Annotated in this window: 18 protein-coding genes; 16 read left to right on the forward strand and 2 right to left on the reverse strand. The window is 39.4% G+C overall.

Going from position 1 to position 14,749, the window contains the following annotated elements; genetic code table 11:
* Positions 1–176: 176 nt before the first annotated feature.
* From HMPREF2613_RS09865 to HMPREF2613_RS09885, 5 genes are all read left to right on the forward strand, one after another.
* Positions 177–887: an ABC transporter ATP-binding protein gene (locus HMPREF2613_RS09865; RefSeq protein WP_049551846.1), complete on the forward strand. Its 711-nt coding sequence runs from the start codon at positions 177–179 to the stop codon at positions 885–887.
* Position 888: 1 nt separating this feature from the next.
* A complete protein-coding gene (locus HMPREF2613_RS09870; protein ID WP_049551845.1) occupies positions 889–1,674 on the forward strand; it encodes an ABC transporter permease in 786 nt (261 codons plus the stop codon).
* A gap of 1 nt (position 1,675) precedes the next feature.
* Positions 1,676–2,395: an ABC transporter permease gene (locus HMPREF2613_RS09875; RefSeq protein ID WP_070480177.1), complete on the forward strand. Its 720-nt coding sequence runs from the start codon at positions 1,676–1,678 to the stop codon at positions 2,393–2,395.
* Between the two features lie 61 nt (positions 2,396–2,456).
* Positions 2,457–3,143: a response regulator transcription factor gene (locus HMPREF2613_RS09880; protein ID WP_000323581.1), complete on the forward strand. Its 687-nt coding sequence runs from the start codon at positions 2,457–2,459 to the stop codon at positions 3,141–3,143.
* On the forward strand, positions 3,113–4,201 hold the full coding sequence (locus tag HMPREF2613_RS09885) for a sensor histidine kinase (protein ID WP_070480178.1): 1,089 nt from the start codon (positions 3,113–3,115) through the stop codon (positions 4,199–4,201). The genes HMPREF2613_RS09880 and HMPREF2613_RS09885 overlap by 31 nt, the downstream gene beginning before the upstream one ends.
* A gap of 175 nt (positions 4,202–4,376) precedes the next feature.
* Here the strand turns inward: HMPREF2613_RS09885 and yidC are convergent, their stop codons facing one another.
* Both yidC and HMPREF2613_RS09895 read right to left on the reverse strand, forming a co-directional pair.
* On the reverse strand, positions 4,377–5,303 hold the full coding sequence (gene yidC, locus HMPREF2613_RS09890) for a membrane protein insertase YidC (protein WP_070480179.1): 927 nt from the start codon (positions 5,301–5,303) through the stop codon (positions 4,377–4,379).
* A gap of 77 nt (positions 5,304–5,380) precedes the next feature.
* Positions 5,381–5,659, reverse strand: coding sequence for an acylphosphatase (locus tag HMPREF2613_RS09895; RefSeq protein WP_020903085.1), 279 nt, complete (start codon positions 5,657–5,659; stop codon positions 5,381–5,383).
* Positions 5,660–5,692: 33 nt separating this feature from the next.
* Here HMPREF2613_RS09895 and HMPREF2613_RS09900 point away from each other — a divergent pair, with 33 nt between their 5' ends.
* The 11 genes from HMPREF2613_RS09900 to HMPREF2613_RS09950 all read left to right on the forward strand — a co-directional run bounded on the left by HMPREF2613_RS09900 (position 5,693) and on the right by HMPREF2613_RS09950 (position 14,615).
* Positions 5,693–6,433 (forward strand): TrmH family RNA methyltransferase, encoded by a 741-nt coding sequence (locus HMPREF2613_RS09900; RefSeq protein WP_070480180.1) that lies wholly within the window; start codon positions 5,693–5,695, stop codon positions 6,431–6,433.
* 54 nt (positions 6,434–6,487) lie between these two features.
* Positions 6,488–7,171: a Bax inhibitor-1/YccA family protein gene (locus HMPREF2613_RS09905; protein ID WP_049510787.1), complete on the forward strand. Its 684-nt coding sequence runs from the start codon at positions 6,488–6,490 to the stop codon at positions 7,169–7,171.
* Between the two features lie 110 nt (positions 7,172–7,281).
* Positions 7,282–8,274 (forward strand): aspartate--ammonia ligase, encoded by a 993-nt coding sequence (gene asnA / locus HMPREF2613_RS09910; RefSeq protein ID WP_049510788.1) that lies wholly within the window; start codon positions 7,282–7,284, stop codon positions 8,272–8,274.
* 64 nt (positions 8,275–8,338) lie between these two features.
* Entirely contained in the window at positions 8,339–8,878 is a 540-nt protein-coding gene (gene rsmD / locus HMPREF2613_RS09915) for a 16S rRNA (guanine(966)-N(2))-methyltransferase RsmD (protein WP_061590042.1), read from the forward strand.
* The gene (gene coaD / locus HMPREF2613_RS09920) at positions 8,868–9,356 is read left to right on the forward strand and encodes a pantetheine-phosphate adenylyltransferase (RefSeq protein WP_070480181.1); all 489 of its coding nucleotides are present in this window, start codon (positions 8,868–8,870) and stop codon (positions 9,354–9,356) included. Before rsmD ends, coaD begins: the two co-directional genes overlap by 11 nt.
* Positions 9,340–10,377, forward strand: coding sequence for a SepM family pheromone-processing serine protease (locus HMPREF2613_RS09925; RefSeq protein WP_070480182.1), 1,038 nt, complete (start codon positions 9,340–9,342; stop codon positions 10,375–10,377). Before coaD ends, HMPREF2613_RS09925 begins: the two co-directional genes overlap by 17 nt.
* A gap of 57 nt (positions 10,378–10,434) precedes the next feature.
* Complete coding sequence (locus HMPREF2613_RS09930) at positions 10,435–10,665, forward strand: DUF1146 family protein (RefSeq protein ID WP_083279266.1); 231 nt, start codon at positions 10,435–10,437, stop codon at positions 10,663–10,665.
* 23 nt (positions 10,666–10,688) lie between these two features.
* Positions 10,689–11,972: a UDP-N-acetylglucosamine 1-carboxyvinyltransferase gene (gene murA, locus HMPREF2613_RS09935; RefSeq protein ID WP_070480183.1), complete on the forward strand. Its 1,284-nt coding sequence runs from the start codon at positions 10,689–10,691 to the stop codon at positions 11,970–11,972.
* Positions 11,965–12,153, forward strand: a complete 189-nt coding sequence (locus HMPREF2613_RS09940) for a DNA-directed RNA polymerase subunit beta (RefSeq protein ID WP_070480259.1) — start codon at positions 11,965–11,967, stop codon at positions 12,151–12,153. The genes murA and HMPREF2613_RS09940 overlap by 8 nt, the downstream gene beginning before the upstream one ends.
* A 38-nt stretch (positions 12,154–12,191) precedes the next feature.
* Positions 12,192–13,016 carry a DNA-entry nuclease EndA gene (gene endA / locus HMPREF2613_RS09945; RefSeq protein WP_070480184.1) on the forward strand — a complete coding sequence of 275 codons (825 nt, stop codon included), beginning with the start codon at positions 12,192–12,194 and terminating at the stop codon, positions 13,014–13,016.
* 267 nt (positions 13,017–13,283) lie between these two features.
* Entirely contained in the window at positions 13,284–14,615 is a 1,332-nt protein-coding gene (locus HMPREF2613_RS09950; protein WP_070480185.1) for a hemolysin family protein, read from the forward strand.
* The last annotated feature ends 134 nt before the right edge of the window (positions 14,616–14,749 follow it).

Below are 14,749 nucleotides of genomic sequence, written 5' to 3' on the forward strand. Positions count from 1 at the left end.
TTCCATCTGCAACCTCAAAACAGTGTTTTGAGCAGCTTGCGGCTAGCTTCCTAGTTTGTTCTTTGATTTTCATTGAGTATTAAATCTTTTGACTCTTGAAATTCTGAAAAAAATCCGAAAATGAATATGTAAGATATAGTTACTTTTAGAAATATTAAATAGAATAGGAGAACATCATGGAACAAAGTATTACCATTAAAAATTTATGTAAGTCGTATGGCCAAGCTCAAATTTTAAAAGATATTTCTTTTGAAGCAAAAGCAGGTAGAGTGACTGCTTTCCTAGGTCCAAATGGAGCTGGAAAAAGTTCAACCTTACGTATTTTATTAGGATTAGACAAAGCAACATCTGGTCTTACCAAAATTGGAGATCAAACTTATAAGGAATTAAAATTTCCTCTAAAGACTGTAGGAGCTTCATTTGACAGTGTAGGTGCTCCTGATGATCGGACTGTTTATCAACATTTGAAAATTGTTGCTGCTAGTAATGGGATATCCAGTCAGCGAATAGATCAAGTCTTGGATATGGTGGATATTAGCCATAAGAAAAAATCTAAAATTGGGAAATTATCATTAGGAGAAGGACAACGATTAGGAATTGCAACAGCTCTATTAGGAAATCCTCAATATCTGATATTGGATGAACCAACTAATGGGTTGGATCCAAGAGGAATTCGGTGGTTTAGAGAGTTTATAAAAAAACAAGCTCAAGAAGGGAAGACAGTCTTGCTATCATCTCATATATTATCGGAAGTGGAAGCAGTAACAGATGATGTAGTTATCATAAATAAAGGAAAAGTTCTTATAAAAGGCACTTTACAAGAAGTGATGAAAAATCTTTCTTCACTAGAAGAAGTCTTCTTTAGTTTAACAGAGGGAGGAAAGTGACATGGCACTTATATACTCTCTTCATTCTGAAATATTGAAATTGCTTTATAGGAGAGCTACTCATGTTGTATTATTCTTGATACTGGTATTTCAAACGTTTTTAGCAAATATTGGTGCTTCTCAAATTGTTTCAGTTGGTATCCATGCTACACCAGAGACAAATCCAGAATTAGCAGAAGCTATACCTCCTATTGAATTTTTAGGTTTTGATGTCACTTTATTTGGTGTTTTTATTATGATTATCCTAGGTTCAATTTACGGAGCCGAGGAGTATAAATGCTCTGCTATTCGTACAAGTCTCCTCTCTATTACAAATCGAAGTATTTTCCTAGTTTCAAAAACATTAGTTTGGCTTGTATTTTCTTTTTTCATTTCTTTTCTATCAATATTCCTTACGATTAACATGACACATTATGTTTTAGGACAAGATGGCTTATTGCTTTTTTCACTAAATGGAACAGTTTGGTTCTATATGTTTTTAGCCAGTATAGCTTGGACTTTGTTGGGACTTCTAGCCTATATTATGGCTTTGACATTTAAAACAGCCATTGTTCCTCTATTATTTTTGCTTCCCCAAGTCTACAATTTAGGAACATTCTTAGCAAACTATATATCGGTTGCAAAATTTCTTCCAGTTGCATTGGGGCAAGGATTGATTGCTACATCTCCTCAAATTTTAGAACATAATAGTTTACAAAATATTTTATTTTTACTTTGTTGGAACTTCTCATTCTTGGCTTTAGCAATCTACCGATTACTTAAGTCAGATATTGGAGGAGGTGAATAAGTTGAAAGAGCAACTTAAAAGTGAGTATCTCAAGTTTATGATGAATCCTTGGCACTGGTTGGTTATAGGTGCTCTATTACTGTGTGTTCCAGCGTTAGTTATTTTTTTAAATAGTAAGCCAGACCAGTTGACTCTACAGTTTGTTTTGGAACAGCTACTGCAAAGTCTCTATTTAGGACAGGCAGGTTTCGTTAGTCTAGCGGTCCTATTTATAGGTCAAGAATTTACAGGTTCTAGCCTTCGTACCAGTTTTCTTACCTGTCCAAACCGTTTGAAATTTATAATATCTAAACTAGCTATTCTATTATGTATTGAAATTGTCCTATTGGCCGCTGTAATATCATTATGTGTACTACTCGCCCAAGGATACTACAATATCAATCTTTTGAGTAATATTAAACATGTTCTAACAATTCTATTTCCAGCTTGTATTTCTATTTTAACCTTCTCTCTTTTAAGTGGTATTTTTGTATTTATTTCCCAGTCTTTTATCTTAATTTTGGGAATCAGTTTATCCCTTTTATTGGGGTTGGGACAAATGTTACTACAATTCAGTTCTTTTTTTAGAAATTTACCATTACTAGCTAGTATGAATTGTTTTTATACCCATCCCTTGTCGCTTTATTATCCAGTGTGGCAAGGCTTGGGGATACAAATAGTTTGGTTATTAATTGTTTTTGTATTTGCTACACTGATACTAATAGGAAGAAATGTACGCTAAAGACAGGGGATGTCCTGTCTTTTTCTCGGTTAGTGCTATAATATAGTTAGGAGGGTGAGTTATGGCTTATAAAATTTTGGTGGTAGATGATGATCTTGCTATTCTTCGCCTAATAAAAAAAGTACTAGAATATGAAAAATATGAAGTAGTCATACGAAATAAGATAGAAGAGATTGATCTTTGTGATTTTACAGGATTTGACTTGATTTTATTAGATATTATGATGCCTGTTAGTGGTTTAGAAATCTGTCAGATGATTCGCGAGCAGATAACTGTTCCTATCTGTTTTATAACTGCTAAGGATATGGATGAAGATTTAGTAGCTGGAATTAATGCAGGTGCTGATGATTATATTATGAAGCCCTTTAGTATGCAAGAATTGTTAGCACGTGTTAAAATGCACTTACGTCGTGAAGAACGGATTAAAGGAAATGTTCATCAAATAAAGATTGGGAAGCTTATACTATATACGGATAGTAAGGAACTATTTGTAAACGATGATAAGATTGCTCTGACAAGGAGGGAATTTGACATAGTGAATCTTTTGGCAAGCAACCCAAGTAAAATATATTCTATTGAGGAAATTTATAATTATCTATATCCACAAAGTTCAGAAGCGCTCTTACGTTCGGTTTCAGAGTACATTTATCAAATTCGTCAAAAGCTGAAACCTTATCAATTAAATCCAATTAAAACCTTATACGGTGGAGGATATCAATGGGTAGAATCAAAAGTTTTAGACAATTAATTCGAGAAACCTGTTGGAGAATTATTTGGCAGTTTAGTCTTGGCTTACTAATGGCCTATCTTATTCCCTTAGCTTCAGTATCTATACAAATAAATGAAGATGGGAAACCTTTAAACAATAGTGGTATTCTATCAATCTTTTTTAATGTGTCATCATGGATATATATTTGTGTTTTATTGATTATTCTAATAAGTTATCACATTGGAAAATTGTTGAAAAAACTGAGTTATGAAATGACTTTGATTTATGAAAATAGTATGTGGTTGGAGAAGGAATGTACAGAAAGTTTAACGGTTAAAGAATTTCGTGAGACAGGAAATCGGATTATTGTGATGCAAGATAGAATTCGACAATTAATAGTTGATGAGAAACAGCAGAAGGAAGATTTAATGTTTCAGGTTTCAGCAGCTTCTCATGATTTAAAAACTCCCTTAACCATTATTAGGGGAAATGTGGAATTTTTGCAGACGATAACTGAAAACGACCAATCTCAAGAATGCTTAGCAGATATAGAAAGAGCTAGTCAACAGTTACTAGATTATTTCAATCAATTGATTCACTATTCTAAAACCTATTATGATGATGAGACAGGTTGGACGGAGTATTCCTCTTCAGATTTTATCAATGAATTAGAGAAAGAAGTCTCTTTTTTGATAAAAAATCAGATGAAGTTTTCTTTTGAACAAAATGTGAAAGGAACTGAAAACTATTATATAAATCCATCTCTTCTGATTCGTGCCATACAAAATATTTTAACAAATGCTTTGGAATACGCCGATAAACAGAACCCTAAAATTAAAATTAGAGTAGAGCAAGAGGGGAAGGAATTGAAAATAGGTATATGGAATAATGGTTCGGAATTTCCAGAGGAAGTTTTAACTAATTTTGGAAAGCTATTTTATCGTATGGATAAAGCTAGATCGGTTAAAGAGCAACATTATGGTATTGGACTTAGTTTTGTATGTAGAGTTGCAAAACTACACAAAGGCCGAGTTGAGCTTAGAAATAGAGATGCGGGAGCAGAAGTTTTAATAACTGTGAATTGTATTAAATCATAGTGATTTACTTGTTAATTATGATTGAATATGTTTTATATGTGAGCTTTTAAACTATTTAACTTTTTTGACTAGTATAAGATGTAACGGTAGATAATAAAAACGAATGATGATATCTAGTTGATGAAAACTATTTATCATTCATTCGTTTTTTAATTATTGGATAATTTACGTAGCTTTATCTTGAACGTTGTTTTCCAGCGTTGCGATTTTTGTGTTTTTTCTTGCTTGTGATAGCAGTTGGTTGTTCAGGGGTAACGTCTTTTCGTCCGTTTGATGTTGAGAAAGCACTTGCTTTTGGTGGGTTCTTGGCTAGTTCTTCACGGACTTTTTTGCGAAGTTTTGGACGAACAATATAGTTGACGATAAACTGCTGAAGAATCATCATGAAACCACCGACAACCCAGTAAAGTGTGACACTAGCTGGTGAGAAGAGGGAGAAGACGACAATCATGAGTGGGCTCATGTAAATCATTTTCTTGATTTGTTCTCTTTGCATTTCATCTTCTACTCCGTGAAGTGAAAGGAGCGATTGAAGATAGTAAAGGACACCAGCGCAGGCAACCAAAATCATACTTGGAGAACCTAGAGGAATACCTAGGTAACTTGCTTGAGCAACCCCTTCAGTATGTTGGGCAGCAAAGTAGATAGCAGAGAAGAAAGGCATTTGAAGGAGGATAGGGAAACATCCTACACCACCAAACATGCTGATGCCGTGCTCTTTTTGAGCAGCAAAGAGAGCTTGTTGGGCTTCTAGTTTTTCTTCTTGAGTTGTTGCTTCCTTGAGACGAGTTTGATGTGGCTCAAGGACATGCTTGAGAGCGTTCATCTTTTCAGAGTGAAGCGTTGCCTTCCATGATTGGTAGATACCAAGTGGCAAGATAATCAAGCGCACGATAATGGTTACGATGATGATACCAACACCAAAACCAAGTCCTTTGTCATTGGCGAAGTACTTGATAGCTTCAGCCATAGGCGCTCCGATAGTATTCCAAATAAATCCTGTTGGCTGACCTGTGGCTTTATCGACGTTGACACAGCCAGTCAAGACAAGCAACATAGCCACTCCCATAGCTGAGAGTGCAAAACGTTTAATAGATTTCACTGTTTTTATTCCTTCTTTAAAAATTATACCTTTCTATTCTACTGTTTTTTTACAAAATATACAATAGTTCTAGAGACCTAATTTGCGATTTTGAAGTCAGGGTAGGGAGGAAAGTTACTCAGTTGGACATCTAAGTAGCTGACTTTTGAAAAAGGTGTGGGTCCTTTTCGTATTTCTTGGATAAATTTCGCCATAATAGCAGATGAGTCTGCTTGGGCTAAGATTTCCACTGTGCCATCGTCGTTATTCCATACTCGGCCAGTGATGCCACCGATTTCAAGTGCTAAGCTGTAAACACCCCAACGAAAACCGACTCCCTGAACCCTACCTTGGGCAATCATTCTAACCTTTTGCATACCAAACCCCTTTGATTGTGTTATAATATTTCTATGACTATTATAACCTCAAAAGCTAATTCTGTGGTAAAAAATGCCAAGAAATTACACCAAAAAAAATACCGCAAGTCTGCCTATTTGATTGAAGGCTGGCATTTGTTTGAAGAAGCTGTCCAAGCTGGAGTGACGATTGAGAAAATCTTTGCCTTAGAAAATTACCGAGATCAGTTAGCCTCGTTTCCGCAAACTGTCTGGGTTTCAGAGGATATTTTGCTAGATTTGGCGGATTCTCAGACTCCACAGGGCATTGTTGCCGTGGTTCAAAAAGAAGAAGTAGGGCAAGCTGACTTTAGTCAGGGTAAGTTCTTGTTTTTGGAAGATGTGCAAGATCCTGGTAATGTAGGAACCATTATTCGGACTGCGGATGCAGCAGGTTTTACTGGAGTGATTGTTTCAGATAAGTCGGCAGATATCTACAGTCTCAAGACCCTACGTTCTATGCAAGGCAGTCATTTTCATCTGCCTATTTACCGGATGTCTAGTCAAAGGCTTCTTAAGGAAGCCAAAGAGGCAGCTATCCCAGTGCTAGCAACAACCTTATCTAAAGATTCTGTTGATTACAGAGAACTGCCTCCTATAGAAAATTTTGTACTAGTCATGGGAAATGAGGGGCAAGGAATTAGTCCCCTTATGGCTGAAAGTGCAGACCAGTTGGTCCACATTAGTATGAAGGGGCAGGCGGAGAGTCTCAATGTTGCCGTTGCAGCCGGTATTTTAATTTTCCATTTAAGCTAATTTTAACTTTCTTTGTTATAATCAAGGAAAGATGTTCATAGAAAAGGAGAAAAGATGAATCACACTATTATTCACGACCGCGCAGGTCTCAATCAATTTTATGCTAAGGTTTATGCCTTTGTTGGTCTGGGGATCGGACTATCCGCTTTAGTATCAGGTCTTATGTTGACCGTCTTTCAGTCTCAGTTGGTTTACTTTTTGATGCAGGGACGCCTCTGGTTGACCATTGCTACTTTTGCAGAGCTAGCTCTGGTCTTTGTTGCCAGCAGTATGGCTTCGAAGAATAGTCCAGCGGCTCTTCCAGTATTTTTACTTTACTCAGTATTAAACGGCTTTACCCTCAGTTTTGTGGTGGCCTTCTATACTCCAGGTACAGTTTTATCTGCCTTTGTATCAAGCGCCCTTCTCTTCTTTGTCATGGCGGCAGTCGGTATGTTCACCAAGAAAGATTTGAGTGGCCTTGGTCGGGCTATGATGGCGGCTCTTATCGGTTTGTTGATTGCTATGGTAGTCAATATTTTCTTGGCTAGCGGTTTCTTTGATTATATGATTAGCGTAGCCATGGTCTTGGTCTTCTCTGGGCTGATTGCTTGGGACAACCAAAGAATTCGCTATGCATATGAGCAATCACAAGGTCGTGTAGAGACAGGTTGGGTTGTGTCAATGGCTCTCAGTATCTATCTTGATTTTATCAATCTTTTCCTAAGTATTCTACGTATCTTCGGTCGCAATGACTAAAGGTCCCTAACATCAGTGTTCGAAGGAGCACTGATTTTTTTATATTTGGTCTTTTCTTTTCTTGGAAATAGGTGTATAATGCTTTTAATTAATTTTTTGAGGAGTAGTTTATGAAGAAAAGTTTTATTCACCAACAAGAAGAAATTTCCTTTGTCAAAAACACTTTTACCCAGTATTTAAAAGACAAACTAGAAGTTGTCGAAGTTCAAGGTCCTATCTTGAGTAGGGTCGGTGACGGGATGCAGGACAACTTATCAGGTGTGGAGAATGCCGTATCGGTCAAGGTTCTCCAAATCCCTGATGCTACTTATGAAGTGGTGCACTCCCTTGCCAAATGGAAACGCCACACTTTGGCTCGTTTTGGTTTCGGTGAAGGTGAAGGTCTTTTCGTCCACATGAAGGCCCTTCGTCCAGACGAAGATTCGCTTGATGCGACCCACTCTGTTTATGTTGACCAGTGGGACTGGGAGAAGGTTATCCCAAATGGACAACGTAACATTGCCTACCTAAAAGAAACAGTTGAGAAGATTTATAAGGCTATTCGCCTGACTGAGCTAGCTGTTGAAGCCCGCTATGATATTGAGTCTGTCTTGCCAAAACAAATCACCTTTATCCACACAGAAGAGTTGGTAGAACGCTACCCAGACTTGACACCAAAAGAGCGTGAAAATGCTATTTGTAAAGAATTTGGAGCAGTCTTCTTGATCGGTATCGGTGGTGAATTACCAGACGGTAAACCGCACGATGGACGTGCACCAGACTACGATGACTGGACAAGTGAGTCTGAAAATGGCTATAAGGGTCTAAATGGTGATATTCTTGTTTGGAATGAGTCTTTAGGTGGAGCCTTTGAGTTGTCTTCTATGGGAATCCGTGTAGATGAAGAAACTCTTCGCCGTCAGGTTGCCATCACAGGTGATGAAGACCGTTTAGAATTGGAATGGCACAAGGCTTTGTTGAATGGCTTATTCCCATTGACAATCGGTGGAGGAATTGGACAATCTCGGATGGCCATGTTCCTACTTCGCAAGAAACACATCGGAGAAGTGCAAACAAGTGTTTGGCCTCAAGAAGTCCGCGATACTTACGAAAATATTTTGTAGAGAATCGAACCGCAAGGTTCGGTTTTCTTTCTCTTTTCGCTCATAATTTGGTATAATAAACGGTATGAAGATCGTATCAGGAATCTATGGGGGACGCCCCCTCAAGACACTAGAAGGCAAGACGACAAGACCTACTTCAGATAAGGTTAGGGGAGCCATTTTTAACATGATTGGTCCCTACTTTGAAGGGGGACGAGTCTTGGACCTTTATGCAGGTAGTGGTGGTTTATCTATCGAGGCAGTATCGCGTGGCATGTCCAGTGCTGTTTTGGTGGAGCGAGACCGTAAGGCTCAGGCTATCGTGGCTGAAAATATTCAGATGACCAAGGAAGTTGGAAAATTTCAACTCCTCAAAATGGATGCAGAAAGGGCATTAGAACAGGTATCTGGGGAATTCGACCTCATTTTCTTAGACCCTCCTTATGCCAAGGAACAAATCGTAGCAGATATTGAAAAAATGGCTGAGAAAGAGCTTTTTTCTGAAGATGTCATGGTCGTGTGTGAGACGGATAAGGCCGTTGAGCTTCCAGAAGAAATTGTCTGTCTAGGCATCTGGAAGGAAAAAATTTATGGAATTAGTAAGGTGACAGTCTATGTCAGATAAGATTGGCTTATTCACAGGCTCATTTGATCCGATGACAAATGGGCATCTGGATATCATTGAACGGGCGAGCAGACTTTTTGATAAGCTCTATGTCGGTATTTTTTTTAATCCCCACAAACAAGGATTTCTCCCTATCGAAAATCGTAAACGAGGGCTAGAAAAGGCTTTGAAACATTTGGAAAATGTTGAAGTTGTGTCTTCTCATGATGAATTGGTGGTTGATGTCGCAAAAAGACTGGGGGCTACTTGTCTAGTGCGTGGTTTGAGGAATGCAGCGGATTTGCAATATGAAGCTAGTTTCGATCACTACAACCATCAGCTGTCTCCTGGTATAGAGACCATTTATTTACATAGCCGACCTGAACATCTCTATCTCAGTTCATCCGGTGTTAGAGAGCTTTTGAAGTTTGGTCAGGATATTGCTTGCTATGTTCCCGAGAGTATTTTGGAGGAAATAAGAAATGAAAAAAAAGATTAGATGGCCCTTATATGTCATTGCGGCCTTGATTGTGACTTTCTTGGCATTTGTAGTGCCCTTGCCCTACTATATAGAGGTTCCAGGTGGTTCGGAAGATATTCGCCAAGTCCTTAAAGTCAATGACACAGAAGATAAGGAAGCTGGTGCCTATCAATTCGTTACGGTTGGTGTTCAGCACGCTACTTTATCCCATATGATTTATGCTTGGTTGACGCCTTTTACAGATATTCGTAGTGCCCAAGAGACTACAGGTGGCTCTTCTGATGTTGAATTTATGCGGATCAATCAATTCTACATGCAAACATCACAAAACATGGCCAAGTATCAAGGGCTAAAAACAGCTGGTAAGGATATTGAACTTAAATACCTTGGGGTTTATGTTCTGACGGTGACGGATAATTCGACCTTTAAAGGGATTCTCAATATCTCTGATACGGTTACAGCAGTCAATGATCAGACCTTTGACAGTTCCAAAGACTTGATTGATTACGTCAATTCTCAAAAACTAGGGGACTCCGTCAAGGTAACTTATGAAGAGGATGGGGAAACCAAGTCTGCAGAAGGTAAGATTATCACCTTGGAAAATGGCAAAAATGGGATTGGAATCGGTTTGATTGACCGTACGGAAGTGACCAGTGATGTCCCAATTCGCTTTTCAACAGCTGGTATCGGCGGTCCAAGTGCAGGTCTCATGTTTAGTCTGGCTATCTATACCCAAATAGCTGACCCTGGCCTTCGTAATGGCCGCATTGTTGCCGGTACAGGTACCATTGACCGTGATGGGAATGTGGGGGACATTGGAGGTATTGATAAGAAAGTTGTAGCTTCGGCTAGAGAAGGTGCCGCGATTTTCTTTGCCCCTGATAACCCTGTTAGCGAAGAAGAACAAAAAGCGCATCCAGATGCCAAAAACAACTACCAAACAGCCCTAGAAGCAGCCAAAACAATCAAGACAGATATGAAAATAGTGCCTGTTAAAACCCTACAAGATGCAATTGATTACTTGAAAAACAATCCCTAGTTTTTAAGTGAAGTTTCCAAACTAGCGCACAAACAGAGAAGATGGTATAATAGTCAAATGGTTCAATTATTATTCACTCTAAGCAGTCACATGCTCTTTATTTATGTGAGTTTTTACCTTTTAAAGAATCTTGTTAGATGGGAAAAAGTCTTAAAAGTAACAGCTGAGAACACAGGAAAAGTTCGTTTATTGGTAGCTTTTTTTAGCATTGTCATGGGCTACATCATGAGTTCTTTCTTTATCGGCCTATATCAGTTGTGGCAAGAAGCGCTTAGAGGATTATTATAAAATCAAGAGTAAAGGAAATAAGTATGGAAAAAATTGTGGTTCAAGGTGGCGATAATCGTCTGGTAGGAAGTGTTACGATAGAAGGAGCAAAGAATGCAGTCTTGCCCTTGTTGGCAGCGACTATTCTAGCAAGTGAAGGAAAGACCGTCTTGCAGAATGTTCCTATCTTGTCAGATGTTTTCACTATGAATCAGGTGGTTCGTGGTTTGAATGCCAAGGTGGATTTTAATGAAGAAGCTCATCTTGTTGAGGTGGACGCGACTGGCGATATCACTGAAGAAGCTCCTTACAAGTATGTCAGCAAGATGCGTGCATCCATTGTTGTCTTGGGGCCAATCCTGGCTCGTGTAGGTCATGCCAAGGTATCCATGCCAGGTGGTTGTACGATTGGTAGCCGTCCTATTGATCTTCATTTGAAAGGCCTGGAAGCTATGGGAGCTAAGATTAGTCAGACAGCTGGTTATATCGAAGCCAAGGCTGATTGCTTACATGGCGCTCATATCTACATGGACTTCCCGAGTGTTGGCGCTACGCAGAACTTGATGATGGCAGCGACTCTGGCTGATGGTGTGACAGTGATTGAAAATGCTGCGCGTGAGCCTGAGATTGTTGACCTAGCCATTCTTCTCAATGAAATGGGAGCCAAGGTCAAAGGTGCTGGTACAGAGACCATTACCATTACCGGCGTTGAGAAACTTCATGGTACGACTCACAATGTAGTCCAAGACCGTATCGAAGCAGGAACCTTTATGGTAGCTGCTGCCATGACTGGTGGTGATGTCTTGATTCGAGACGCTGTCTGGGAGCACAACCGTCCCTTGATTGCCAAATTGCTTGAAATGGGAGTGGAAGTGACGGAGGAAACTGAAGGAATTCGAGTTCGTTCTCAACTAGAAAATCTAAAAGCTGTTCATGTGAAAACCTTGCCCCACCCAGGATTTCCAACAGATATGCAGGCTCAATTTACAGCCTTGATGACCGTCGCAAAAGGGGAATCAACTATGGTGGAGACAGTTTTTGAAAATCGTTTCCAACACTTAGAAGAAATGCGTCGTATGGGCTTGCATTCTGAGATTATCCGTGATACAGCTCGTATTGTTGGTGGACAGCCTTTGCAGGGGGCAGAAGTTCTTTCAACTGACCTTCGTGCCAGTGCAGCCTTGATTTTGACAGGTTTGGTAGCACAAGGAGAAACTGTAGTTGGTAAATTGGTTCACTTGGATAGAGGTTACTACCGTTTCCATGAGAAGTTGGCGCAGCTAGGCGCTAAGATTCAGCGGATTGAGGCAAGTGATGAAGATGAATAAGAGATCAAGCTACGTAATCAAGCGTTTACTTTTAGTCATTTTGGTACTGTTTTTAGGTGCTCTAGCCCTAGGTATCGGCTTAATGGTAGGTTATGGAATCTTGGGCAAGGGTCAAGATCCATGGGCTATCCTGTCTCCAGCAAAATGGCAGGAATTGATTCATAAATTTACAGGAAATTAGGCTGGAGAACCAGTCTTTTTCTAGAGATAAGGAGAAAAATGGATAAAAAAACAAGACAGACACTGATCGGACTGCTAGTGTTATTGCTTTTATCTGCGGGAAGCTATTATATCAAGCAGATGCAGTCGACAGCTAATAGTCCTAAAACAAAGGTTAGTCAGAAAAAACAAGCTTCTGAAGCTCCTAGTCAAGCATTGGCAGAAAGTGTCTTAACAGATGCAGTCAAAAGCCAAATAAAAGGGAGTCTGGAGTGGAATGGCTCAGGTGCTTTTATCGTCAATGGTAATAAAACAAATCTAGATGCCAAGGTTTCAAGTAAGCCTTATGCTGATAACAAAACAAAGACAGTGGGCAAGGAAACAGTACCAACCGTAGCTAATGCGCTCTTGTCTAAGGCTACTCGTCAGTACAAGAATCGTGAAGAAACTGGGAATGGTTCGACTTCATGGACTCCTCCAGGCTGGCATCAGGTTAAGAATCTAAAGGGGTCTTATACCCATGCGGTCGATAGAGGTCACTTGTTAGGCTATGCCTTAATCGGTGGCTTAGATGGATTTGATGCCTCGACAAGCAATCCTAAAAATATTGCTGTTCAAACAGCCTGGGCAAATCAGGCGCAAGCCGAGGATTCGACTGGTCAAAACTACTATGAAAGTATGGTACGTAAAGCCTTGGACCAAAACAAGCGTGTCCGTTACCGTGTAACTCTTTACTACGCTTCAAACGAGGACTTAGTTCCTTCAGCTTCACAGATTGAAGCCAAGTCTTCAGACGGAGAATTGGAATTTAATGTCCTAGTTCCCAATGTTCAAAAAGGTCTTCAACTGGATTACCGAACTGGAGAAGTGACTGTTACTCAGTAAAATACAAAATAAACTCCTATGTCACTTTTTGATATAGGAGTTCTTTCTTACTAGTTTAAGTAGAGCTACAATAGACACTGATACTCAATGAAAATCAAAGTATAAACTAGGAAGCTAGCCGTAGGTTGCTCAAAGCACAGCTTTGAGGTTGCAGATGAAGCTGACGTGGTTTGAAGAGACCTTCGAAGAGTATGAGAAAAAATAATATGTACTGGACTATATTTTGTGATATAATAAAGGATAAGATACTATTTTAGGAGAAGAACTATGGAAGACCCAAGTAGTCAGAATTTGTTGCTACAATTTGTTTTATTGTTTATCTTGACGGTATTAAATGCCTTTTTCTCAGCCACAGAAATGGCTATGGTTTCACTAAATCGTGCGCGTGTTGAACAAAAGGCAGAAGAAGGAGATAGACGCTATATCCGTCTGCTGAAGGTACTAGAAAATCCTAACCACTTTTTATCAACCATTCAAGTAGGAATTACCCTGATTACGATCTTATCAGGGGCGAGTTTGGCAGAAACTCTGGGACGAGAAATTGCATCTTGGCTTGGAAATGGCGAAACAGCTTATGCCGTGGCAAGTTTTCTATCTTTAGCATTTTTGACTTATATTTCCATCGTTTTTGGGGAATTGTATCCTAAGAGAATCGCTCTTAATCTAAAGGATGCCTTGGCGATTCGTACAGCGCCAGTTATCATTGGGCTGGGGAAACTAGTTAGTCCCTTTGTTTGGCTCTTATCTGCATCTACCAATCTCTTGAGTCGCTTGACTCCTATGACCTTTGACGATGCTGATGAAAAAATGACCCGTGATGAAATTGAGTACATGTTGACAAATAGTGAAGAAACACTAGATGCTGACGAAATTGAAATGTTACAAGGAATTTTTTCACTGGACGAATTAATGGCCAGAGAAGTCATGGTTCCTCGAACGGATGCCTTTATGGTCGATATTCAGAATGATAGTCAAACCATCATCCAAAGTATTTTAAAACAAAATTATTCTCGTATCCCTGTCTATGATGGGGATAAGGACAATGTGATTGGGATCATTCACACCAAGAGTCTCCTTAAGGCGGGTTTTGTGGACGGTTTTGACAATATTGTTTGGAAGAAAATCTTACAAGATCCACTCTTTGTTCCTGAAACTATTTTTGTGGATGACTTGTTAAAAGAATTGCGTAATACCCAAAGACAAATGGCAATCTTGCTAGATGAATACGGTGGGATGGCTGGTTTGGTGACTCTGGAAGACCTCTTAGAGGAAATCGTTGGGGAAATCGATGATGAAACGGACAAAGCAGCAATAGATGTTCATCAGATTGGCGATGGTACTTACATTGTTCAAGGTACCATGAATCTCAATGATTTTAATGACTACTTTGATGTTGAACTGGAAAGTGATGACGTTGATACAATCGCTGGTTACTATTTGACAGGAGTGGGGACCATTCCAACGACTGAGAAACTCAGTTATGAATTAGTCAGCCAAAACAAACAACTTATCCTAACCAATGATAAGGTGAAAAATGGACGTGTTACCAAGGTAAAAGTCCAAATTACCGAAGTTGAAATAGAAGAAGAAACAGAGTAAACTAGAGGCTTTTGTCACCATGCGTGACGAAGCCTTTTCAGTTGATTTCATACTCTTCGAAAATCAAATTCAAACCGCGTCAACGTCGCCTTGCCGTACGCAAGTACAGCCTGCGGCTAGTTTCCTAGTTTGCT

The sequence above is a fragment of the Streptococcus sp. HMSC070B10 genome, from assembly GCF_001808665.1.
Taxonomy (GTDB): domain Bacteria; phylum Bacillota; class Bacilli; order Lactobacillales; family Streptococcaceae; genus Streptococcus.